The sequence below is a fragment of the Pseudoalteromonas sp. CR1 genome (assembly GCF_019392235.1).
Classification (GTDB): Bacteria; Pseudomonadota; Gammaproteobacteria; order Enterobacterales; family Alteromonadaceae; genus Pseudoalteromonas.
Genome location: NZ_JAHXRM010000006.1, coordinates 39299 through 63531 on the forward strand (window position 1 = coordinate 39299; position 24233 = coordinate 63531).

General features: G+C 41.4%; 21 protein-coding genes and 4 tRNA genes. 5 read left to right on the top strand and 20 right to left on the bottom strand.

The window, feature by feature from the left end:
* Positions 1-139: 139 nt before the first annotated feature.
* The 12 genes from pbp4b to xerD form a co-directional block, all read right to left on the bottom strand.
* Complete coding sequence (pbp4b, locus tag KZZ04_RS07245) at positions 140-1792, bottom strand: penicillin binding protein PBP4B (RefSeq protein ID WP_219422283.1); 1653 nt, start codon at positions 1790-1792, stop codon at positions 140-142.
* A gap of 9 nt (positions 1793-1801) precedes the next feature.
* Complete coding sequence (locus KZZ04_RS07250) at positions 1802-2977, bottom strand: exo-beta-N-acetylmuramidase NamZ domain-containing protein (RefSeq protein ID WP_219422284.1); 1176 nt, start codon at positions 2975-2977, stop codon at positions 1802-1804.
* A 394-nt stretch (positions 2978-3371) separates the two neighbouring features.
* Positions 3372-3448 (bottom strand) — tRNA-Arg (locus tag KZZ04_RS07255).
* A 49-nt stretch (positions 3449-3497) separates the two neighbouring features.
* Positions 3498-3574, bottom strand: a tRNA-Arg gene (locus tag KZZ04_RS07260).
* 148 nt (positions 3575-3722) lie between these two features.
* A tRNA-Arg gene (locus KZZ04_RS07265) sits at positions 3723-3799 on the bottom strand.
* A gap of 36 nt (positions 3800-3835) precedes the next feature.
* Positions 3836-3928 (bottom strand) — tRNA-Ser (locus KZZ04_RS07270).
* Positions 3929-4056: 128 nt separating this feature from the next.
* Positions 4057-4239 (bottom strand): hypothetical protein, encoded by a 183-nt coding sequence (locus tag KZZ04_RS07275; protein ID WP_058405874.1) that lies wholly within the window; start codon positions 4237-4239, stop codon positions 4057-4059.
* Between the two features lie 280 nt (positions 4240-4519).
* Positions 4520-6055: a lysine--tRNA ligase gene (lysS, locus tag KZZ04_RS07280; RefSeq protein WP_138529064.1), complete on the bottom strand. Its 1536-nt coding sequence runs from the start codon at positions 6053-6055 to the stop codon at positions 4520-4522.
* Positions 6056-6081: 26 nt separating this feature from the next.
* Positions 6082-7180 (bottom strand): peptide chain release factor 2 gene (gene prfB / locus KZZ04_RS07285; RefSeq protein ID WP_152995648.1). Its coding sequence is split into 2 segments (ribosomal slippage): positions 6082-7104 and positions 7106-7180, totalling 1098 coding nucleotides; the frame shifts between segments, so codons are not numbered across the junction.
* A gap of 144 nt (positions 7181-7324) precedes the next feature.
* Positions 7325-9046 carry a single-stranded-DNA-specific exonuclease RecJ gene (recJ, locus tag KZZ04_RS07290; RefSeq protein ID WP_219422285.1) on the bottom strand — a complete coding sequence of 574 codons (1722 nt, stop codon included), beginning with the start codon at positions 9044-9046 and terminating at the stop codon, positions 7325-7327.
* A gap of 80 nt (positions 9047-9126) precedes the next feature.
* Positions 9127-9855, bottom strand: coding sequence for a bifunctional protein-disulfide isomerase/oxidoreductase DsbC (gene dsbC, locus KZZ04_RS07295; protein ID WP_219422286.1), 729 nt, complete (start codon positions 9853-9855; stop codon positions 9127-9129).
* A gap of 62 nt (positions 9856-9917) precedes the next feature.
* Positions 9918-10844: a site-specific tyrosine recombinase XerD gene (gene xerD / locus KZZ04_RS07300; RefSeq protein ID WP_219422287.1), complete on the bottom strand. Its 927-nt coding sequence runs from the start codon at positions 10842-10844 to the stop codon at positions 9918-9920.
* Between the two features lie 94 nt (positions 10845-10938).
* On the opposite strand from xerD, the gene fldB reads away from it, so the two are divergent.
* The gene (gene fldB / locus KZZ04_RS07305) at positions 10939-11460 is read left to right on the top strand and encodes a flavodoxin FldB (RefSeq protein WP_058405868.1); all 522 of its coding nucleotides are present in this window, start codon (positions 10939-10941) and stop codon (positions 11458-11460) included.
* A 92-nt stretch (positions 11461-11552) separates the two neighbouring features.
* Here the strand turns inward: fldB and KZZ04_RS07310 are convergent, their stop codons facing one another.
* Both KZZ04_RS07310 and KZZ04_RS07315 read right to left on the bottom strand, forming a co-directional pair.
* Positions 11553-13562 (bottom strand): alpha-amylase family protein, encoded by a 2010-nt coding sequence (locus tag KZZ04_RS07310; protein WP_219422288.1) that lies wholly within the window; start codon positions 13560-13562, stop codon positions 11553-11555.
* 151 nt (positions 13563-13713) lie between these two features.
* Positions 13714-14415, bottom strand: coding sequence for a tRNA1(Val) (adenine(37)-N6)-methyltransferase (locus KZZ04_RS07315; RefSeq protein ID WP_219422289.1), 702 nt, complete (start codon positions 14413-14415; stop codon positions 13714-13716).
* 75 nt (positions 14416-14490) lie between these two features.
* Here KZZ04_RS07315 and srmB point away from each other — a divergent pair, with 75 nt between their 5' ends.
* Both srmB and KZZ04_RS07325 read left to right on the top strand, forming a co-directional pair.
* A complete protein-coding gene (gene srmB, locus KZZ04_RS07320; protein ID WP_058405865.1) occupies positions 14491-15717 on the top strand; it encodes an ATP-dependent RNA helicase SrmB in 1227 nt (408 codons plus the stop codon).
* A 241-nt stretch (positions 15718-15958) separates the two neighbouring features.
* Positions 15959-16279: a BON domain-containing protein gene (locus KZZ04_RS07325; RefSeq protein ID WP_006793146.1), complete on the top strand. Its 321-nt coding sequence runs from the start codon at positions 15959-15961 to the stop codon at positions 16277-16279.
* Positions 16280-17048: 769 nt separating this feature from the next.
* Here KZZ04_RS07325 and KZZ04_RS07330 read toward each other — a convergent pair.
* Positions 17049-18005, bottom strand: a complete 957-nt coding sequence (locus tag KZZ04_RS07330) for a mechanosensitive ion channel family protein (protein ID WP_058405895.1) — start codon at positions 18003-18005, stop codon at positions 17049-17051.
* Between the two features lie 125 nt (positions 18006-18130).
* On the bottom strand, positions 18131-18910 hold the full coding sequence (yaaA, locus tag KZZ04_RS07335; protein ID WP_058405864.1) for a peroxide stress protein YaaA: 780 nt from the start codon (positions 18908-18910) through the stop codon (positions 18131-18133).
* A gap of 221 nt (positions 18911-19131) precedes the next feature.
* Between yaaA and tal the strand changes: the two genes are divergently transcribed.
* Together tal and KZZ04_RS07345 are read left to right on the top strand one after the other, a co-directional pair.
* Complete coding sequence (tal, locus tag KZZ04_RS07340) at positions 19132-20082, top strand: transaldolase (RefSeq protein ID WP_219422290.1); 951 nt, start codon at positions 19132-19134, stop codon at positions 20080-20082.
* A gap of 299 nt (positions 20083-20381) precedes the next feature.
* The gene (locus KZZ04_RS07345) at positions 20382-20570 is read left to right on the top strand and encodes a DUF3545 family protein (RefSeq protein WP_006793150.1); all 189 of its coding nucleotides are present in this window, start codon (positions 20382-20384) and stop codon (positions 20568-20570) included.
* A gap of 69 nt (positions 20571-20639) precedes the next feature.
* On the opposite strand, the gene ung is transcribed toward KZZ04_RS07345, so the two are convergent.
* From ung to KZZ04_RS07365, 4 genes are read right to left on the bottom strand one after another with little or no spacing between them, the layout of a single operon-like run.
* Positions 20640-21302, bottom strand: a complete 663-nt coding sequence (gene ung, locus KZZ04_RS07350; protein ID WP_138529078.1) for a uracil-DNA glycosylase — start codon at positions 21300-21302, stop codon at positions 20640-20642.
* Positions 21302-22159 carry a cobalamin-binding protein gene (locus KZZ04_RS07355; protein ID WP_219422291.1) on the bottom strand — a complete coding sequence of 286 codons (858 nt, stop codon included), beginning with the start codon at positions 22157-22159 and terminating at the stop codon, positions 21302-21304. Before KZZ04_RS07355 ends, ung begins: the two co-directional genes overlap by 1 nt.
* Positions 22159-22758, bottom strand: a complete 600-nt coding sequence (cobO, locus tag KZZ04_RS07360; RefSeq protein ID WP_058405860.1) for a cob(I)yrinic acid a,c-diamide adenosyltransferase — start codon at positions 22756-22758, stop codon at positions 22159-22161. Before cobO ends, KZZ04_RS07355 begins: the two co-directional genes overlap by 1 nt.
* Positions 22751-24232, bottom strand: a complete 1482-nt coding sequence (locus tag KZZ04_RS07365; RefSeq protein ID WP_219422292.1) for a cobyric acid synthase — start codon at positions 24230-24232, stop codon at positions 22751-22753. Before KZZ04_RS07365 ends, cobO begins: the two co-directional genes overlap by 8 nt.
* Position 24233: the final 1 nt, after the last annotated feature.

The window sequence follows — 24233 nt, forward strand, 5'->3', positions numbered from 1 at the left end:
CGCTCATATGTTAAGCCCAATACTTAAAAAGTGGCTTAATGGAGTAAACCGCCTAGCTTAATGGATTGATGTTGCCAAGTCACCTGCAAATAAGCCATTGGGTATAACTGTATTAGCCCATTTTAACCTATACGATAATTTATTGATTTAACAGCGCTTCGTAAACAAGCGATACCACAGATCCGTACTGAGCGGTTTCGAATTGTTTGCCTGTAAATTCATAACGTTTTTGTGTACCTTTAATTGCAGTGTGGCGCGCGTTAGTAAGCAAAACAATCGCTAAGTCGTAAGCGGGATCGATCACCGTTACGGTGCCTGTCCAACCGGTATGGCCATAAGCTTGTGCGCTGGCATAAGGGCCAAAATGCCAACGCCGTGCTTGATTATTGCCTGCAAGCCTAAAACCTAGGCCATACGTTTCGTTAGTGCTTTGCGGGGTTAAAAACTGCGCCAAGGCACTTGCGCTAAATAATTGCTCGTTACCATAACCGCCATTATTTAGTAATAACTGACACAGCACAGCCAAATCGTGAGCGTTACTAAACAATCCTGCATGCCCTGCAACGCCGCCAAACGAGTAAAATGCGCGTTCGTCATGAACTTGACCTTGCAAAACATGAGTACGAATATTATCAAAAGTAATACGCCCATCGCGGCTGTTACCGCTAAGCTCAGTGGCTGCAAATTGATTGCGTTCAAACCCTTTTTTAAGTGGATTAAATAGCGTGTTACTCAGTTCAAGGGGCGCATAAATGTGCTGCTCTAAATACTCGTCTAGTGGCTGCCCTGTTATGCGCTCAACCAGTACACCTAAAATCATGTAATCAATATCAGAATAAACATGTTGCACTGGGCTTTTGTTGTTAAGCGGTACTTTTGTTAACAAAAGCTGTTTAGTGGTTTGGCTATTTTGAGAATAAAATGTATTGCCTTGCTGTGTATCTTTTCGGTGAAAATCAAATACGGGTGGGTAGCCTGCGGTATGCGTAAGTAACTCTTTTACTGTGCGTTGCTCTCGCCCACCCCCTGTGTATTCTGTTAAATAACTTTGCACGGGGTTGTTTATATTGAGTTGCCCTTCGCTTATTAATTTCATAAGTGCAAAGTTAGTAGCAAATATTTTAGTGTTTGAGGCTAAATCAAATAGAGTATTCGTTTGCATAGGCTCTGGGCGCAGTAGCATTAAATCGTTTTGCTGGTACTGCTTTGCATCGCCATAAGCTGTAAGTTTTATTAGCTCGCCATTTTTAACAACTGCCAGCACTGCACCAGGAAACCCCGCTTTAATATCGCGCTCAATGAGTTCATCAACGTCAGTAAAATCAACTGGCTTGTTAGGCGTTAAATTTAAAGTGGGAAATGCAAAGCGCAGCGTTAAGCTTGTGCCTTTAGGCTTAATATTTTCTACCTTAAATGTGTTTATACCATTATGGGTATGCGCTGCTAAGCTGTAATTATAAAGCGTATTAGCGGTTAACGCATTGGTAGCAAGTTTTTGATTGTTTATGTAAATATCGGCGCTTTCTGCGCTGTGGTTTTGTATTAATAATTGGCCACGCCCTTTATACGCTTTAAATGTGCCACGGTTGTTTACATAAAACCGGCTACTTGGGTTTGGATCAGGAAAGCGGGCTACAACTTGTGCATTTGGCAGCTGTACTAACTGGCTTTTAGTCAGCACCTGCTGCGATTTTAATGAGTTATGTGTACTACCACAGCCCACAATAATTAAACTCAAAGCAACTAACCACGTGTTTTGAATTAAGCGGGTATTTTTTAAAGTAAATAGCATGGTTAGGCCTTACTTATATAGCAAATAAGGCGCTCGTTGCGCTTTAAATCGTGTAAGGCCGCTTTGCCAGCCTTGCTTTATTTGCTCAGCCGACCGCCCTGCTTCAATAGCTAAACGTAACTTATTAGTACCTGCTAGTTTATCCATAAAATCAGCGCGTTCAAAAAAGGTAATATTGTTTTTAGTTAATTTACTATAAGCCGTTATTAAGTATCTTAAATTAAGCCCATGCGTATTTTCCGTGCGTAAATCGAGCCCTTTTACAGAGGTATTTTTAAATTTAGGGTTTGCTGAGGCGCCTTTAATAGAGCGTGGTGTAAAACTAAACTCTCCAAGCGCAACGGGCGAGTAGCCAATAACCTGAAACGCAAAGTCAGTACCTCTGCCAATACTTACAGGTGTAGCCTCAAAAAAGCAAAGCGACGGGTAAAGCGCGATTGATTGATCGTTTGGTAAATTAGGGCTGGGCTTTACAGGTAAGCTATAACGGGTTGTGCGTGTATAACGATCAACGGGGATCACGGTGAGCTGTAGATCGACTGCTTTATTGATCCAGCCCTCGCCTTTGATCATGTTAGCAAGTTCGCCTACCGTCATGCCGTGCAGCACAGGAATTGGGTGCATACCTACAAACGACTTAAATTCGCTTTCAAGAACAGGCCCATCAACATAGGCTATATTCGGGTTTGGCCTATCAAGTACCATAAATTCAATACCTTGCTCGGCTGCGGCTTCCATCATGTAATGCATAGAGCTTATGTAGGTATAAAAACGTACGCCCACATCTTGAATATCAAAAACAATAACATCTACATTGCTAAGTGCCTCCGCACTTGGTTTTTTGTTTTTGCCATAAATAGAAATAAGCGGGATACCGGTTTTGCTATCAACTGCATTTTTAACATGGGCACCAGCATCGTGATCGCCCCTAAAGCCATGCTCAGGTGCAAAAATTTTGGTTATGTTTATATTTTTAGCCAGCAGGCTGTCGACTAAATGGATAGGCCCAACTAAAGAGGTTTGATTTACCACCAACCCAACACGTTTATTTTTTAATTGCGGTAAGTATAAAGCAGGTTGCTCAGCCCCGACGGTTATTGAATGCTTTGCTTCATTTGCGGGTGCGTTAATAGTAAAAAGTGCGCTTAAAATAAATAAGAATATAAAAAATACGGTTTTAAACATACAACAAGACCCTTTTAAACAAGGCGTTTAAAATAACACAGCTTAGGTTAAAGAGCAGTGAATGGTTTTGAGTAGATACATAAGTAATTAGAAGCTGCGCTTCTCACGCGAACAAGTTCTGCGTATACAATAATTTTACTCACAGTTTAAGGTTCACCGTAGGCGCTTAGCTTGCGAGACGAGCATCACTCTTAAATGGTTTTGGATAGATACGTAAGTAATTAGAAGCTGCGCTTCTCACGCGAACAAGTTCTGCGTCTACGCTGAAGTTTTTAACAGGTGTGTTTGTTTGGCTTAACTGAAATCTGATATCTGAAAGCTTTCTCAAATTTCAGACATAAAAAAACCGACTTTCGTCGGTTTCTTTTCTATTAACTTTAGTAGTAATAGAAAGTGGTGGGCGCAGGAGGATTCGAACCTCCGACCGCCTGGTTCGTAGCCAGGTACTCTATCCAGCTGAGCTATGCGCCCACTTTCATTCTTTTTACTTGTTTATACTCTAAGTAGAGTGTTGTAAAAGTGGTGGGCGCAGGAGGATTCGAACCTCCGACCGCCTGGTTCGTAGCCAGGTACTCTATCCAGCTGAGCTATGCGCCCACTTTTACTATTTGCTAATTTATACTCTGAGCAGAGTGTGTGAAAAGTGTTGGAAGCAGGACGTATCTTGTAAGAATGAACCTCCGACCATTTGGTTAAAAACCAAACACTTTAACTTATTTATACTCTAAGCTGAGTGTGTAAAGAGTGGTGGGCGCAGGAGGATTCGAACCTCCGACCGCCTGGTTCGTAGCCAGGTACTCTATCCAGCTGAGCTATGCGCCCATCTTTACGTTTACAAGATTTCGCCATTTAAAAAAATGGTGGAGAGGGAGGGATTCGAACCCTCGATAGAGCTACAAACTCTATACTCCCTTAGCAGGGGAGCTCCTTCGGCCACTCGGACACCTCTCCGTCTTGTGGGGCGTATAATAAAGATTTCAGAAAATATGTCAAACACTTTTCTATCAAAAGTGTCTATATGGTTACAGAACACACATATGTTATGTTTTTATATGAAAGAAGCCTAATTTTTAAGCTAATCAACTCTCTTCGTTAGGCGTAAGTGTGTCGTCGGTTGGTGCACATTTATCTTTTAAACTAGCCAGGTACTGCTCTTGATAACCTAGCTGTTGAAACTCGGCAATACATGCTCGGTAAAACGCTTCTCGCTCTCGCTCGGTTTGACTGAGTTCTTCCGACTCTTCGATAGTTTTATCTGTCATTTTATTATTTTATAAATCCGTTTTTATTATTTACAGCACCTAAAAGTTAGGCCGTTTAAAATTTGGCCGTATTGTAGCTAACAAAGTTACAAAAATACAACATAATGTTTAAAAGTTACTCATTAATTTGTTATATGCACATAAAAATTTTCATAAAAAATTACAACTAAATATCAATAGCTTAATATATGAATAATGCTCTTATTAGCTATGAATAAACAAAATTAAAACAAAAACGCCGCAATTAAGCGGCGTTTCAAGGTGTTATTTTACATTAAGCTTAGTCAGCTTGCGGGCGCATATGCGGGAATAAAATAACGTCTTTAATTGTAGACGAGTCAGTAAACAACATGACTAATCGGTCAATACCAATACCTTCACCAGCGGTAGGCGGTAAACCGTACTCTAGTGCGCGTATGTAGTCTTCATCGTAGTGCATTGCTTCATCATCACCGGCGTCTTTCTCTTCAACTTGACGAGTAAAGCGTTCAGCTTGATCCTGTGCATCATTAAGCTCCGAGAAACCATTTGCAAGCTCACGTCCGCCAACAAAAAACTCAAAACGGTCGGTAACAAATGGGTTTTCGTCGTTACGACGCGCCAGTGGCGATACTTCCCATGGGTAACCTGTAATAAATGTAGGTTGGATAAGCATGTGCTCAGCCGTTTCTTCAAATATTTCACATAAAAACTTACCTGGGCCCCACACACAGTTTTCAGGAATTTTTACGTGTACTTGTTTAGCGTACGCTTTTAATTCTTCAAAGTGGTTTTCTGGGTCGTTAAATACCGCAGCATCAAACTCAGGGTTATATTTTAAGATAGCATCAGCCATGCTTAGGCGCTCAAACGGTTTGCCAAAGTCGTACTCGACTGAGTCGGTTACTTCGCCGTTTTCGTCTTTTGTTGTATTAATAACAATTGGGCTACCCAATACGTTAGTTGCAACAGTACGTAGCATGTCTTCGGTGATGTTCATCAGGTCGATGTAATCAGCGTACGCTTGGTAGAACTCAATCATAGTGAATTCTGGGTTATGACGCGTTGATAACCCTTCGTTACGGAAGTTACGGTTAATTTCAAATACGCGGTCAAAACCACCTACTACTAAACGCTTAAGGTAAAGCTCAGGCGCTATACGTAAGTACATGTCGATATCAAGCGCGTTATGATGAGTCACAAATGGACGCGCAGATGCGCCGCCAGGAATAACCTGTAGCATGGGCGTTTCTACTTCCATAAAGTCGCGCTCTGCTAAGAAACGACGAATGCCTTCAACTACTTGTGAGCGAATGCGGAATGTTTCGCGCGTTGCTTCGTTAGTAATTAAATCAACATAACGTTGGCGGTACTTAGTTTCTTGGTCTGAAAGGCCATGAAATTTTTCTGGTAATGGGCGTAGTGACTTAGTAAGTAATTCGTACTCGGCCATATCTACGTATAAATCGCCTTTACCTGATTTATTAAGTGGGCCTTTAACACCGATAATATCGCCAATATCAAGCTGACCATATTTTGCTTTTAAGTCTTTTTGTACGTCTTTTGATGCGTAAACTTGTACACGGCCTTTCATATCTTGAATAGACATAAATGGACCACGCTTAGCAAGAATACGACCAGCAATTGATACTACGTGCTGTAGCTCAATTAATTCTTCTTTTGTTTTATCACCAAACTCAGCTTGCAAATCAGCCGTGTAATGTTCACGACGGAATTGGTTTGGATGACCGTTGGCTGGGCAATTTTCGCGAATAGCATCTAACTTGCCGCGACGCTCAGCGATTAACTTGTTTTCGTCTTGGATTTTATCAGTCATTTTTTAGCTCTTTATTAGCTTGGTGGTTATAGGCCAGATTTAAGGCTGGCTTCAATAAATTTGTCTAAGTTACCGTCAAGTACCGATTGGGTATTGCGGTTTTCTACGCCGGTGCGTAAATCTTTAATACGCGAGTCATCAAGAACGTATGAACGAATTTGACTCCCCCAACCAATATCTGATTTTGCATCTTCTTGCGTTTGTTTTTCAGCATTTTGCTGCTGTAGCTCAAGCTCAAATAATTTAGCTTTTAATTGCTTCATTGCTTGGGCTTTATTCTTATGTTGCGAACGCTCGTTTTGACATTGCACTACCGTGTTTGTAGGTACGTGCGTAATACGTACTGCTGATTCGGTGGTGTTAACGTGCTGACCACCCGCGCCCGATGCACGGTACACGTCTATACGTAGGTCAGACGGATTAATGTCAATTTCAATATTGTCGTCTATCTCTGGGTATACAAACGCAGAGGCAAACGAAGTATGACGGCGGCCACTTGAGTCAAATGGGCTTTTACGCACTAAACGGTGCACACCTGTTTCTGTACGTAACCAACCGTAAGCATATTCGCCAACAAAGCGAACTGTTGCGCCTTTTATTCCGGCCACATCGCCATCGGTTGCTTCTACTAGCTCAACTTTAAAGCCTTTTGCTTCACCCCAGCGTAAATACATGCGAAGTAACATGTTACACCAGTCTTGAGCTTCAGTGCCGCCTGAACCTGATTGTAAATCAAGGTATGCATCGTTTGCGTCGTGCGTGCCCGAAAACATGCGACGAAACTCTAAACCTTCTAATTGCGCGTTTAGGCCTTCAAGCTCTGCATTTGCTTCGTCAAAGGTGTCTTCGTCTTCGGCTTCTATTGCAAGCTCAAGCAAGCCTTCAACGTCATCAGCGCCAGCAACTAAGTTGTCGATTGTTTCAACAACCGCCTCTAATGCTGACTTTTCACGGCCAAGTGCCTGTGCGCGTTCAGGTTCATTCCATACAGCTGAATCTTCAAGTTCGGCGTTAACCTCTTCTAAGCGTTCTTGTTTAAGAGCGTAGTCAAAGGTACCCCCGAAGCAGTTCAGTACGATCGCGAATTTCCTTGATTTGATTAATCACAGGATTCACTTCAAACATGTACATTACTCCAAAATGGCTAGATTATTACGGCCCGACTTAAGGAATATCCGCAATAAGTTATCGTCAAATGATAAAAACGCCCGATTTTAACAAAAAATCGCGCGTTTTATTAGCCTTTTATGCATGTATTGTGCATATTTTTTAATGTACTTTTTCAAGCTCTCGGACGATTAGCTGTAGGCTAAACTTACCCCTAAACTCGTTAATATCGAGTTGATAAGCCACTTTAACAAAGCGCGCTTCGGTATCTGGCCATTCTTTTACGTCAATACCAAAAGCAATAGCGTCAACTAACCGCCCTGATTGATGTTTAAGCACCAGTTTTAAATGTTTTTCGCCCACAATACGTTGCTGAATTAATTCAAAGGTATGTTCAAACACCGGCTCTGGGAACTGCTGCCCCCATGGACCTGATTGCTTTAATAATTGGGCAAACTCCATGGTAAAGCAGTCGTTTGGCAGTTCACCGTCGGTAAACACAATACAACGCTTACTTTCTTCGCTTAATTGCGCACTTACTGCGGCATCAAACGCTTTTTTAAAGTCGTTAAAGTTTTGCTCGTTAATACTTAAACCCGCCGCCATGGCATGGCCACCAAACTTATTAATTAGGTGGGGGTCCGCGGTATTTAACCCTTCTAGTAGGTCGCGCATGTGTAGCCCTTCAATGGAGCGGCACGAGCCTTTAATTTCGCCGTTTTCGCCACCAGCAAAAATAACCGTTGGACGATGGTATTTTTCTTTTAAGCGACCAGCCAAAATACCAATAACGCCCTGATGCCAGTCATCTTGGAACAAACAGATAGCATCAGGAATGTTGTCGTCGGTAAAGGCGAGCCTATCAAGCACGGCTTGCGCTTCAGCTTGCATGCCCTGCTCTATTTCACGCCTTGCATGGTTTAAGCTGTCGAGTTCGCCTGCAATACGCCTTGCTTGGTTTATATCGTTACTCAGTAAACAGGCTATGCCCAAGCTCATGTCGTCTAATCGCCCTGCTGCGTTTAACCGCGGCGCAAGTGAAAAGCCAAAGTCGCTGGCACTTAGGCGTGCTGCATTTCGGTTAGCCACTTCAATAAGAGCTGTAATACCTGGGCGAGTTTTACCACTGCGAATACGCGCTAAACCTTGGTGTACTAGTGTTCGGTTATTTGCATCAAGCGCAACGACATCAGCTACTGTACCCAGCGCAACTATGTCTAATAAGTTTGCTAAGTTAGGCGGTGCTTGTTGCGTAAAGTAACCTTGTTCGCGCATTAGGCTTCTTAGTGCAATTAATAAGTAAAACGCCACGCCTACACCAGCAATCGACTTTGACGGAAAGTTACATTCGTGTCTGTTTGGATTGACGATGGCGTCGGCATTAGGAAGCTGTTCACCTTGTAAATGGTGATCTGTAACCAACACTTTTATACCTACCGATTTTAAAATATCAATACCGGCAATACAGGATATACCGTTATCTACGGTGATCACTAAATCGGGTTTTATTTGTACTATTTGTTCGGCCAGTGCGGGGCTTAAGCCATAACCTAAGCTAAAGCGGTCTGGAATGAGGTAATCTAAATTTTGAAAACCAAACATTTGCAACCCCTGCATTAAGGTTGCAGTACTGGTTGCGCCATCGGCATCAAAGTCGCCCACAATTAAAATGTGGCTTTGCGCCTTAAGCGCATCGACGAGTAATGCACTTGCCTTGTCGATGTCTTTAAACAATTTATAGTCGTGAAGCGTAGCAACACCGTTATCGAGCTCTTGGGCATCAACTACACGACGAGTCGCGTAAATTTGTTTTATAACCGGATGCAAATGACTCGGTAAGTGCGAGTCGTTAACGCTTTCGCGCGCAATGATCAGTTTTTTCATGCAGGTTTTTTAACTTATTGAGTCGTATTAAAAAGACAAAAAAAGGCCATTAAGGCCTTTTTATAAACGTAAACACGTTATTAAGATGCTTTATTAGCATCTAACGCTGCTTTTAATGCAGCAGCAGGTTGGTAACCTGGGATCATTGTGCCGTCATCTAAAATAATGGCTGGCGTGCCACTAATGCCAAAGCTTTGACCTAGCTGATAATGCTCAGCAATAGGCGCACTACAACCTGCAACTACCGTGGTACTTTCACCTGCTTTAGCTTCTGTTAACGCCTCTTGTTGATCTTTCGCACACCATACATTCATTAAATCTGCATAGCCCGAACCTTGTAAGCCACCACGTGGAAACGCTAAATACTTAACGGTAATACCCGCATCAAGCAAATCGTTTAGTTCACGGTGTAATTTACGACAATAACCACAGCTAATATCAGTAAATACAGTGATGCTGTGTTTTTCGTTTGGTGCTTTGTACACAATCATCGACTCTTCATAATCTGTAATACCTTCAGCGCGCACGCTATTTAAAGCTTGCTCTGTTAGGTTACTACGATTGTCTAAATCGATTAACGTGCCTTGCATTAAAAACTGACCATCTGGGCTTGCGTATAACACACCTTTGTTTGTAATTAGCTCTTTTAAACCAGCCACTGGGCTTGGATTTATTTGCTTAACTGTTACGCCAAGTGCCGCAAACTTAGTAACAATAGGATCATTAGCATTTGGCGTTACTGCAACGTCATTTGCCAATGCACTCATACTTGTGCACAACATGGCACCTGCTAACATTAATTTTTTCATAACTTCTCTCTATCCTAAAAATACTTAATATATTGACCGGCTTAATACTATTTAATTTCAAATTAAGCGCGCGGATGATGCTGCGCGTGTACCGATTTTAACCGTTCATTAGCAACATGAGTATAAATTTGCGTTGTTGATAGGTCGCTGTGTCCCAACATCATTTGCACAACACGTAAATCGGCCCCATGATTTAATAAATGCGTAGCAAATGCATGGCGCAATGTGTGAGGTGATAATGGCGATTCAACCGATGCCAAAATAGCATAGTGTTTGATTCTATGCCAAAAGGTTTGTCGAGTCATGCCTACACCACGCTTTGACGGAAATACAAAGTCGGTGGCGTGTTTGATCATTTGTGCGCGCCCAACTTTTAAAAAAAGCTCAAGCCAATGCATGGCTTCTTCGCCAAGCGGCACTAAACGTTCTTTGTTGCCTTTACCTTTTACAAACACAACCGCTTGGCGTAAGTTAATTTGCTCCATACGTAGCCCAACCAACTCACTGACACGCAGGCCTGTGGCGTAAAGTAACTCAAGCATCGCCTTATCGCGCAGTCCCATTGGCTCTTCAGTATTGGGGGCGCTGAGAAGCGCTTCTACTTCGGCTTCAGAAAGTGTTTTAGGTAACGATTGCCCCGCTTTGGGTTGAGCAATGTTTAACATGGGTGTATCGGTAATCAGTTTTTCACGTACAAAATACTGATAAAACCGTTTTAACGCACTAATACTGCGCGCAGTACTGCGCGGCTTTAGGCCTAAGTCGACCCGGTGCGCTAAATAGCTTTCAATGTCGTGCCCTGTTACCGTCATTAAGTTTTCGCCTTTTAAAAACTGGCAAAACTTATCTAAATCGCTGCGGTAAGCACTTAATGTGTTTTCGCTTACACCTTGCTCTAAATAAAGGCTATCTAAAAAGGTTTCTAGGTAGTCGCTATTGGTGCTCATACTGCTTTTATTTTCTGAAAAATCGTCAGATAGCGTTGTCACATTATGCTCTCATGCTTTGCTAAGGTATCAATTAAAAATACCTTACGGTAAACTTGAGCCTATCATATCAGGCAATTACACAGTGATAAATACGATGCAAATTGGTTTATTTTTTGGCTCTACTACGTGCTACACCGAAATGGCAGCAGAAAAAATTCGTGACCTTATTGGTGACGATATAGTCAGCCTTCACAATATTAAAGACGAACCACTAAAAAATGCAGAGCAGTACGACTTTATCATCTTTGGTATTTCAACATGGGACTTTGGCGAAATACAAGAAGACTGGGAGTCAAAATGGGACGACATAAAAGATGTAAACCTACATGGTAAAACTATTGCTTTATTTGGCATGGGCGACCAGCAAGGTTACGGACAGTGGTTTCAAGACGCTCTGGGTATGCTGCACGACGAAATAAACACACAAACATTTACACAACTTGGCTTTTGGCCAAACGACAGCAGCTACGAGTTTGAAGCTTCAAAGGCACTCACCCCCGATGGCAAACAGTTTGTAGGGCTCGCCCTTGATGAAGACAGCCAGTACGAGCTAAGCGATGAACGCATAGCCAGCTGGGTTGAGCAAGTAATGACCGAGTACGGCGAAACGCTTTAACTGCTCAAGCGCAATGGTTGCAGTAAAAAGCCAAACACGCTTAGGTGTTTGGCTTTAGTAGTAATGCACAAGGCTAAACTTAACGCATAAGTTTAAAAGCTACGAATATCTACACTTGAGCTATTAAATTTAAACATATTAATTTTTCCGCACTGTGCCACATGGTTAGTGCTGGCATAGGGTGTATTGGCTTGGTTTATATCGCTTTCCCAACCTTGACCATTTTTTACAAATGCTTTTACCTCAAACCACCCATTCACCGCTTTGCTGCAATCCATATCTACATCTAGCATCCAGTAGTGTTCACCCCAAATATTAAGCGGTGTAACGCCAAAACCATCGTTGGTCACTGTTTTTTGTGTACCATACGCACTTGGCCACACGTTTGTAGTCCAATCGGCTGCTGTCCCCTCTGCTTGCGTACTTTGCCCGCTTTCAATACCGTACCAATCTAGGAAGTTATCGTTTGCTTTCCATAGACTTGTAGTGGCATTTTTTAAATTGTTATGGCGAATAGGCATCGCGCATTCAACATTGGTTGTTTGGCAGTTTCTTCCTAAATTTGTATTGGCATAGGTATGATCTATTCCGCCACGTACAAACATATCTTGCCCACTTTGGGTTTGTGCGTTAATAAAAATAACAGTACGCTGCCAATCACCATTCGGGGTTGAAGTCGACCCTTGTGATAACTTAGCGTTTTTATGAATCGCCATGGCATCCCACGGCGCCACATTTAAATTAATAGTGCCGTTATTATTAACGGTTACAACCTCACCGCTACAACTTTTAGCATCGCCCGACAATTCACCTTTTAATACATTACAATATTGACCGGGTGCCATGTCTGTTTGCACAGTAGCATTAAGCGTTGAGTCTTCTTTGTTAATAGCCATATGACCTGAGCTACCGCGGCCAAATGAAATCTGATTATTCGTGTTATCCCACCAATTTGTCACAGCCCAGTTGTCGGCGGTGTTATTTCTAAAATCAACGCCACCAGCAATATATGACCACCGGTGCTCACACTTCCAATTGCTTTCAAAGCATTCTAAATTACCATTGTTATGAACGGGAACATTTGGCCCGCCAGCATCGGTATCACCATGAAAATCGTAACTTGACATCACTTTTGGGTAACCATATGGATACGCCAACATAAATACGTTAGCTAAGTCGTATAAACGGCCATCTTCAAAAGTAATTACATTACCCGCACCACCGTGCCCGCGCTGATTGTCGTGATTATCTACAAATACGACCGCCGATGAGCTTGGCATAAAGCCCCACCCTTCACCAAAATTACTTAGCCACGCAAGTGAGCCGTTTCTAAATGTATTACCGAGTTGTGTACTGTATTTAAACTCGGTAACAAGCCCTGTACTTAAATACTCAGAGGCATCAACGGCTTCTGTTCCCTGATCAATCACTTCATGAAAGACCAACGGCGAGCCGTTTATTTTAGCCATAAGGCTTTGAATATCGCTAGCGGCTACGTGTTTAGCCGCGTCAAACCTAAAGCCTTTTACTCCAATAGCTTGAAGGTCATTAATATAAGCCGCTATGGTATTTTGCACGTAATTTGAAGATGTGTTTAAGTCGGCAAGCCCTACCAGCTCACAGTTTTGAACGCGATAACGGTTATTACCGTAATCTTCTGGGTTAATTGAGCAGCTTTCATGAAAATCTTGTGGGCTATAAATTGGGTATTGTTTATTCCCAAACGTGCTTCCCGCTACGCCATTCCCACTCCCAGCTGCCATGTGGTTAATTAGGGTATCTACATATATATCGACCCCTGCACTTTTACAACGGTTAACCATATCTATAAACTGCGTTCGGTTACCGCCTCGGCTTTGCAGTTGGTAGCTCACAGGTTGATAGCGAGTCCACCATTGGTTGCCTGTAATATGCTCGTTAGGTGGAGAAACCTGTACAGCAGCGTACCCTTTTGGTCCTAAAAACTGCTCACACTCTTGTGCGACATCGGGCCAACTCCATTCAAATAAATGAACAAACGTAGTGGGTGCAGCAGCTGCAAGGTTAGGTACAAGCAAACCTAGGCTTAACCCGGCGGTGGTGACAATTTTATTCAGCTTCATAGTGTGTGTTTCCAAATGTTGGCGAGCTAAACAACATGCTCTTAGTTATTTACAAGTGGTTAACACTAGTCTTGAGATTGATTAAATAACAACTGAATACGTATGCATTATGGGTAAACTATCCTTTATTATTAGATAATCATCCACATAGTTACGTCATTTTTAAATAAAACGCCTTACACAAAGCAACGTAATCAGTGGTGTAATTGTTGTTTAGCTCTCTAATGCATAGCGTTGAATTGTCGGTTTGTGATTGTAGGTAGCTAAATGTCATTAAACTGCGGCTTATAGGTTTGCTAGGTGTCGCTTGCACTTGGCAGTGTGCATTTAAATAAAGTCCATGTTTAACGGCAAGTTCAATAAATACCTCGGCCTCAGTGCTTGGCAGTATTAAACTAAACCGTGAGTGTGAATGGCTAAGCTGCCTAAACGCGTTAATTAACTCCTCAAAGCTTAAACCATCAGTGTGGCGTGCAGTGTTTCGGGCGGCATTATTGCCTTTTAGACTGTGATTAAAATAAGGCGGATTAGAAATGATTACGTCAAAGGGAGCATCACTATTAAAGCTTTGAATAGTTTGGTGCTGAATAGTTATATTGGGCCACGGACTATTTGCTACGTTTTGTAATGCTTGATTGTATGCGTTTTTATCTATTTCAACCGCGGTAATACTCAATGTTGGCCTGCGCTGCTTACACATTAACGCCAATAACCCTGTGCCTGTGCCAATATCTAATAACGTGTTTGCATCTGTTAAGTTTGCCCACGCGCCAAGCAAAATGCCGTCGGTTGAAACCTTCATTGCGCAATGGTCGTGTTCAACCTTAAATTGTTTAAATGCAAAACCAGACATTTTTTCACCTTTTCATTCACCAAGCGCAGCATAGCGCGTATAATCAAGGTAATTGTCCACTATTTTAGACACTCTATGCAATTTTCTGAATTTGATCTTGATACCAAATTACTCGACGCCATTAATAAAATGGGTTACGAAACGCCGACCAGTATCCAACAGCAAGCTATTCCTGAAGCCCTTCAGGGACGTGATATTTTAGCGTCTGCGCCAACTGGCACAGGTAAAACAGCGGCATTTTTAATTCCTGCTATTCAATACTTATTGGATTTTCCGCGCCGTGAACCTGGTTTTGCCCGCGTATTAATAATGACCCCAACACGTGAGCTGGCTTATCAAATTCATGAGCAATGTGAGTTACTAGCAAAACGTACGCACCTGAAAATAGGTGTAGTAACCGGCGGTATTAACTACGGAACGCATAAAGAAATTTTTGAAAAAAATAACGACGTGTTAATTGCCACTCCAGGGCGATTAATGGAATACCTTGAAACTGAAAACTTTCATGCTGAACACGTCGAAATGCTTATTATTGATGAAGCCGACCGCATGCTAGACATGGGTTTCAAAAAAGAAATGAGCCGTATTTGTGACGAAGCTAAAAACCGCCGTCAGTGCTTTTTGTTCTCTGCCACCCTTGAGGGCGACAGCGTAGAGCGATTTGCAGAAACAACGCTAAACGACCCTGCTCTACTTGAAGCTGAATCGTCACGCAAAGAAAAAGCTAAAATTCACCAGTGGGTTCACCTTGCTGATGATTACCACCATAAACTAGAACTTTTAGTCAATACCCTTAACGGCCCAGACGTTAGTAAAGCTATTGTGTTTGTTAAAACCCGTGAGCGTTTAGAAACACTCATTGGTGAATTAACTAATAACGGCGTAAAAGCCGCCTGGCTGCGTGGTGAAATGCCCCAAGACAAGCGCATGAAAGCAATGGAAAACTTTCATAGCGGCCGCACTAAAATATTGATTGCAACAGATGTAGCCGCCCGAGGTATTGACGTATCTGACATTAGCCATGTTATTAACTTTGACATGCCACGAACAGCTGACGTATATGTACACCGAATTGGCCGTACGGGTCGTGCAGGTAAAAAAGGTATCGCTATATCATTAGTGGAAGCGCACGATATTGGTATTTTGTACAAAGTAGAACGCTACATTGAACAAAAGCTTAAACGTCGTGTAATTAAAGGCATAGAGCCGCAGCATAAAGAAGCTAAGCCACCCGCTAAAAAGCGTAAAGATCCGGTAAAAATGAAAGCGAAGAAAAAAGCGAAAGTTAAAAAGAAAAAATAACTTAGCATTTTTTACCAAAGCCGGAGCATGCCGGCTTTTTAATACGCGTTACAAATGTAACCAGAGCATGTAACACCTACCCATTTAAATGTAATTATTGCCCACCTGAATTCCCACTTAATGAAATAACCTTATATTTCAATAAATTAACAATGGCACTGAACTTGTATTATTAGAGACAGAATAGCCAGAATACTTAATGGTTTGGCTAAATTTTTAATTGATATAAAAGGATTGAGTTATGAACCGCTTAAAGTTAACTATTGCTTTAGTTTCGTTTTGTTGTTTATTTTTGTTAGCATGTGCTACCAAAGTGAGTGCAGCAACGCACCTAGCCGTAGTGAGCAGCGTAGCAACTCAACCTAACCTACAACAAACCATTACCAGCACACTTCGTACTAACCCTAACTTTGCATTAAGCAATATTCGCGTTCAGGTTAAAGATGGCGAGGTAGTATTACATGGTCAAGCGCAAACAGGTTTTGAACGTGCGCTTGCACAAAAATTTTTAGAAAATATGGATGGGGTTAAAATCATTCGTAACAAAATTAGTGTTATTTAAATCACACTTTTATTAACTCAATTGATCCTAGGCGCAGCGCGCAACTCCAACACATGCTGCGCCTTTTTTGTGCCTGTAGTTACTTACAACTCACATTAACTACAAAAATAAACTTGCTTTAATTACCTCTTATTTACCGCCAAAGACCAATTGTAAATTGCATACCTTACAACCTGATATTTGCCTAAACAATTTACCCTTTAAATAATAAATTTATATTAAGGCTAGGCCTGTTTAACTGCCATTATTAAAGCGTGTTCTATCTAGGCGTAACATAACTAAGGTGCGCGATTTGTGACCCAGTAAGCTCGGTCCCTACTTCTGCATTATTTTAATGACTACGCCTATGTACGTATAACTTAAAGTCGTATACAGCTCATATGCCCTACTTGCTCTTTATGACCTATTCTTTAAGCAACAAGGAGAAGCAACCTAAGGGGGGACCTCAAAGGTTACTGCATGTTTTATATTTATGCTGCGTTATCGTCGGTTTCGGGAAGTAACTACACAATAGCCTTAGCCTTATCGATATATTACATAGCCCGCTTCCAATTTCATCTCAAAAGGTAAGTAGACATAAATTTATAATTAGTTAACGTTGTTCTCACCTTCTCAAACATTTAAGTAGCCATAAAAAAATGCAGCTTTATAAAGCTGCATTTAGTTGTTGTGACTCGTAAGTCATTTTTTCTTTAGCTAACGGCGCACATATAAATGTAAAAGTGCGCTAAGAGTGAGTAAATAATTCCCAATGGTATTAATGGCTCATTTATTCGTTTTGGCTTGAATCTGCTCCACTAGCGTTGCCTTTATTTGATGATTGCTGGCTTATTTTATCGCTGATCATGGCATCGAGTTTTTCACCGCCTTTAATACCAAAATCGAGCGTACGAATAGGAAATGGAATACTAATATCAGCTTCATCCAACGCTTGTTTAACGGCGACTACACCTTTATGGCGCACTGTCATAAAGTCTGGTTCACCTGGGTATTTAATCCAAAACCACACCAATAAATTAATGCTACTGTCACCAAAGCCTTCGGCATAAACATCGGTTTCGTTTTTACGAATAACAAAGTCCAAATCGTTAATCTTATCTACAATAACTTCTTTCGCTTTTTCTATGTCGTCACCATACGAAATGCCTACCGGTACTTCGATGCGTCTAACCCCGAGTGTGGTGTAGTTTTTTAACACATTTCTAAACAACACCTTGTTAGGCACTAAGATTAACTGCCCGTAAAAGCTTTCTATTAGCGTGTTGCGCAGGTTTATTGAGTGTACTGAGCCAAACACGTCGTCGGTTTCTATTACGTCTCCTGTTTTAAAGGGTTTGCGTATACCCATTGCGATACCCGCAATCAAGTTTTCGGTCATATCTTGAAACGCAAAACCTATGGCTAAACCAACAATACCCGCACCGGCTAATAAAGAGGTAACCGTACCTTTTAACCCCACAAAATCTAGCGCTATAAACACCCCAACACACAGTACAATAACCTTAAATATAGAGGCCATTAAATCGGCTATTTGTTGTGAGTCGAGTGAACGGCGCAAAATGTTTTTCATTAGGTTGCCAGCAAAGCGCGCTAGCATTGAAAATATAATGGCAATAATAACCGCCACTATAAAATTAGGGATGTGACTTATAACAACATCAAACCAACCGCCGAGTTTTTCTTCGATAAGTTTTTCGGCTTCTGTTATCGAGGGTATGCTGATCATTTTTGTGCACCTATGAGTAAATAATAATGTGAATACTTTACTCATAGGTGCAAGTTTAGCGCCAGCATATAAAAAGCCATGCATTGCATGGCTTTTTAAATATATGTTTAGCTGTATTTAACACGTTAGCTTTGTTCGTCGCGCATAAATACAGGCTCTAACTCTTTAGTTGTTGCCTCAGCGCTAAAGTAATAACCTGCAACGGTAAATTCTTTTAGCTGACTTAACTGCGTTACTTGGTTTTCTATAATGTAACGCGCCATCATGCCACGCGCTTTTTTAGCGTAGAAACTAATGACCTTATATTGCCCATTTTTACAGTCTTTAAAGTGCGGCGTAATAATTTGCGCGTTAAGCGCTTTTTTATCTACCGCTTTGAAGTATTCGTTTGAAGCTAGGTTAACGAGATATTGTGCATCTTGTGCTTTTATTACTTCGTTTAGTTTGTCAGCAATAATACTGCCCCAAAACTCATACAGGTTTTTACCTCGCGAGTTTTCAAGCTTAGTGCCCATTTCTAGTCGGTACGCTTGCATTAAATCAAGCGGTTTTAATAAACCATATAATCCAGATAATATACGCAAATGGCTTTGCGCATAATCAAGGTCACTTGCAGTTAACGTGCTCGCCTCTAACCCACCGTATACGTCACCATTAAAAGCAAGTGCGGCTTGCTTGGCGTTATCAGAGGTAAAAGGTTGCGACCATTCGCTAAAACGCGCTGCGTTAAGGCCTGAAAGCTTGTCGCTAATTTTCATTAAACTGCCAATTTGCGCAGGTGTTAGTTCACGGCATACTTTCATGAGTTCCTCGCTATGCTCGAGTAATTCAGGCTGAGTGAACTTATCGGTTGCCGGTGGCGTGTCGTAATCAAGATTTTTTGCAGGTGAAATAACAGTGATCATAGTTAGCTATTGACTTGTAAATTATTTAATGTCAATTTCAACATTAAATGAAACGAAAAGCACGTTTTGTTTAAATAAATCCTCCCTTAAAAATTCATACATTGCCGTTTTTTAATTGATAAGGACATAAGACCTATCAAGCATTGTCACACTGTTGCAGTATGGATGTTATATATTAAGGGTAGATTATTCTTTTAACTTGCTTGGAATGAGGAAAGCAAATGACTTCAGCTCTACAAAGGCTAAAACAACATTCATCTATCGTAGCCGACACTGGCAATATTGAAGCGATCAAAAAGCATCAACCAGAAGATGCAACCACAAACCCGTCGCTTTTATTAAAAGCGAGCGAGATTGAAGCTTATAAGCCTTACCTAGATAAAGCTTGGAGCTATGCAAAAGAAACCGAGCAAGAGCCAGCTAAACAACTAGAACTTGCATGTGACTATTTTGCTGTATTACTTGGTAAAGAAATTAGTGAAATTGTACCAGGTTATATTTCTACAGAAGTAGATGCCCGTTTATCGTTTGATACTCAAGCAACCATTGCTAAAGCACACACTCTACTTAGCCTTTACGAAAAAGAAGGTGTAAGCAAAGACAAAATTTTAATTAAAGTTGCGTCTACATGGGAAGGTATTAAAGCCGCTGAGCAGTTAGAAAAAGAAGGGACTAAATGTAACCTTACTTTATTATTTAGCGACGCCCAAGCCCGTGCATGTGCTGATGCAAATGTATTTCTAATCTCGCCATTTGTTGGCCGTATTTTAGATTGGCACGTTGCCAACGGTATGGAAAAACCAACGGATCCACTACAAGATCCTGGTGTGCAATCAGTACGCAGCATTTTTGAGTTTTACAAACGCCATGATTACAAAACAGTGGTTATGGGTGCAAGTTTCCGTAACACGGGTGAAATTATTGCTCTTACAGGTTGTGACAAGCTAACTATTAGCCCTAACCTTTTAGAAGACTTAGGTAACCTTGAAGGCGCACAAGAATATTTACTAGAAAGTGATATTCCTAAAGAGCCAAAACCTGAGCCGCTTACAGAAGCGCAATTCCGTTGGTTACATAACCAAGACGCAATGGCCACTGAAAAGCTAGCTGAAGGTATTCGTTCATTTGCACAAGCACAAGAGCAATTAGAAGAACGCTTCAAGGCAATGTAATTTGCTGTAAAAAAATAAAAAAGCGCCGTATTATTTATGGCGTTTTTTTATGTCTGTAAAAAACGGGCGAATAAACCCACCTCCCTCACATCTTTTATCTATAGAAAAATAACTCTCATCGGCTTAAATTTTTCGTAAACTGTATTTCACGTGTTCATATTTAAAAACAATACTTTACTGGTATAAACCTTCATTTAAGCATCACAATTTTGTAACATCTCTGTCACTTTTTTATTCTATTTTAGCTAGGCCTGTGGTATAGGTACTCTTGAGGTCAATAAAATCAATAGGAGAAGTTCATGGATAGCCTAAACGATATATTAGAGATACTAGAAGGTCCTGATGAAAAAAGAAAAACCTCTCAGAAGAACAAAAAAAGAAAATGGCGCGAAATAGAAGCAATAAAAGATAAACAACGTCTACGTAAAGAATTAGAGGAATTTGATTACTTTGCAGACACAATTGCAATTGATGAGCTAGATTTTTAATTTCTATACCCACCAATTACACAAAAGCCCTCATTTATGAGGGCTTTTTTAATGTTCAAACTTATTTAACTAAACCTGCCAATTTATGGGCTTTTTACCTTGCGCTAACAGTAGTTCGTTAGTTCGCGAAAAGTGCTTACAACCAAAAAAGCCTCGATGAGCCGACAGCGGCGACGGATGCGGACCACTCAAAATAGAGTGGCGAGTGCTATCTATGCCTTTTCCTTTTTTTTGCGCATGCGCTCCCCACAAAATAAACACAACCCCATCACAGTTCGCGTTAATATGAGCAATAACATTATCGGTAAATTGCTCCCAGCCTAAATGCTTATGCGAATGTGCTTGTCCTTGCTCTACCGTTAAAACAGTATTTAGTAAAAATACGCCTTGCTCCGCCCAGGTTTGCAAGTAACCATGTTCAGGTATAACAAAACCCTCAATATCTGTAGCCAGCTCTTTGTACATATTTTTAAGCGAGGGTGGTAATTTTTTTACCTCTGGCAGAACAGAAAAACATAACCCGTGAGCTTGCCCTTCACCGTGGTAAGGGTCTTGCCCTAAAATGACCACACGAATATCGTTTAGAGGCGTGACATTAAACGCATTAAATACGAGCGATTCAGGGGGATAAACAGCAACACCTTGCGCTCGGCGGTTTTCGACTGCGTTTAAGGTTTTCTGCATATAAGGTTGCTGTAACTCGTTGTGTATAAATGTATCCCAGTCGCTCATTACATACTCTTTATTTGTTTTCGTGACGCGTCTATTTTATCACACATATCCGCCAGTCCATCTAGCATACGCGGTGTAAAACGGTGAAGTAAATCGGCGTTAACGCGAATAAACTGATTATTTTTAACCGCAGGCACTTCTGGCCATGCCTTCCAATTAACATTTGGCTGCGGGGTATTAGACTTTTCGTCAGGAATAATAATCACCTGAGGCTTAGTAACAATGACATTTTCAATGCTGATTTGTAGGTACTGGGTCGTGCTATTAGCAAATACATTATTTACATGACAGGTACTTACTAATTGACCAATCCATGTGCTTTCACTGATGGTCATCATTGGCTCGGCCCATAACTGATAAAAACCAGATATAGGCAGCTTCCCTTGCTGGTTTTTTATAATAGCGGTTAACTTGTGCTTAAACACTTTGGCAACCTGTTGGCTTTGCTTTTCGTACCCTGTTAATTTACCAAGAGTGAGTAGTTCAGTTTGCACGCCTTCTATGCTTGTAGGGTTGCTTAAATGCACTTTGATACCCAAGCGCTCTATTTGTGCTATATCTTCCTGTTGATTTCCGCTTTTCCAGGCAATCACTAAATCAGGTTTTAAAGCTAATAATTTCTCAAGAGAAATGCCATAGTACCCGCCAATGCGAGCTATATTTTTTGCTTCATGTGGGTAATCAGCATAGTCAACGGTACCCACAATATCGCTACCTGCACCAATAGCAAATAGGTTTTCAACTATGTGTGGGGCAAGTGCAACTATACGTAGTTTTTTAGGCTCAGGCTCTGCGTTCGCCACTGCATTGCTCTGTAAACTAAACAGCATTAACCCTATAAAAAGCAATTTAATCACTAGTAATCAAACCCTTCTAGTGCTTTTACACCTGAATCGAATGCGTGTTTTACATTGCGCACTTCGCTCACTGTATCGGCAAGGTCAGTCAATGTTCTGTGCGCTGCGCGCCCTGTGATAATAACCGATTGCATAGCCGGGCGATTATTAAGTGCGCTCACTACTTCGTCTAAGTCGATGTAGCCATAAGTCACCATGTAAGTGAGTTCATCAAGTAGTACTAAGTTAATACTGCTGTCGGCAAGCATACGCTTTGCTTCTTGCCATGTTGCTTGCGCTGCTAAAGTATCAGCCTCTTTATTTTGTGTATCCCACGTAAAACCAGTATTCATTACAGCAAATTCAACACCTGCGCCTTGTAATAAATTACGCTCACCACATTCCCATGTCCCTTTTATAAATTGACACACAGCGGCTTTTTGACCATGGCCTACACAGCGTGCTACCACACCAAAACCAGAGGTCGATTTACCTTTCCCATTACCAGTAATGACTTGAAAAATACCTTTAACCTCTTGCGCAGCTTCAACACGGGCATCTACGTGTTCTTTTACTTTTTGCTGGCGCTGTTTATGCTTGTCGTTTGTCTGTTCAGTCATTATTGTGTCCTTTATAAATCGAGATAATTTGCGCTATATCTAAATGTGTTTCGCACATAGTTGCTAAACGCGCTAACTGCTGTTCGCGGTGTGTATCAATACTTATTGGGTCAAGCTGTAAAGTTGGTTTTACCCACTTGAAAATTTCCATAGTGGCGTTGGGCTCATCAAATAAACCGTGTAAATAAGTGCCCGCAATTGCGTTATCGTCACTTATAAAACCATCCGTTTTAAATCCATTTGGATGCTCATTAAAAGTTAAAAATGGCTTATTAAGCGCGGCCCCTTTGCTAATACCTGCATGTATTTCGTAGCCACTACACGGTGTTTGTAAATCATTTAACTGCATCGTCGCTGATAATTTAGAAAGTACTTTTTGCGCGCTCAGTGTGGTTTCAAAATCACATAAGGCCAACCCATTCACCCTTTTTAATGACGACTCAACCCCCTCTGGATCGTGGATAATATTACCCAGCATTTGCATGCCACCACAAATTCCAAGCACTTTACCCCCATAGCGTAAGTGGCGTTTTATTTGCCTATCCCACCCTTCATTTATTAAGAAAGTTAAATCGCCAAGTACGTTTTTACTGCCTGGTAAAATAATAAGATCAACATCAGGAATTACCTGCGTATGGCGTACATAATTAACATTAATATTTGGGTGTAAACGCAGTGCGTCAAAATCGGTATGGTTACTAATATGTGGCACTAATAATATTGCAATATTGATAGTTGCATGGGTGACGTTATTGCCTATTGCAACAGCGTCCTCCGCGTCGAGAGTCAAATCGTGGAGGTATGGCAGTACACCTAAAACAGGCTTATTTGTATAGTTCTCTAACCAATCAAGCCCTCCTTGCAGTAAACTTATATCTCCTCTAAAACGGTTAATTACAAACCCTTTTACACGTGCTTGCTCTGACTCGCTAAGTAATGCCAATGTCCCCACTAAATGAGCAAATACACCACCTTTATCTATATCGGCAATGATGATCACCGGGCAGTCTACTTTTTCAGCGTAGCCCATGTTAGCGATGTCGTTTTCACGCAAATTTATCTCAGCGGGGCTTCCCGCACCTTCCACCAATAACAACTCAAACCGTTTTGCTAAACGCTCGTGTGATGTAATGACGGCATCCATAGCGACTTTTTTATAATCGTGGTATTTACCCGCTTCCATGTTGCTAATCGCTTTACCATGAATAATAACTTGCGCGCCAGTGTCGCTATTGGGTTTAAGTAATATGGGATTAAAGTCAGTTTCGGGCTCAACTCTAGCAGCAATAGCTTGCAAAGCTTGTGCTCGGCCAATTTCGCCACCGTCGTTTGTCACTGCGCTATTAAGTGCCATATTTTGTGGCTTAAACGGTGCGACTTTTATACCTTGATTTGCAAATACTCGACAAAGCGCAGCCACTAGGGTGCTTTTTCCTGCATCAGAGGTCGTGCCTTGTATCATAAGCGTTTTCATG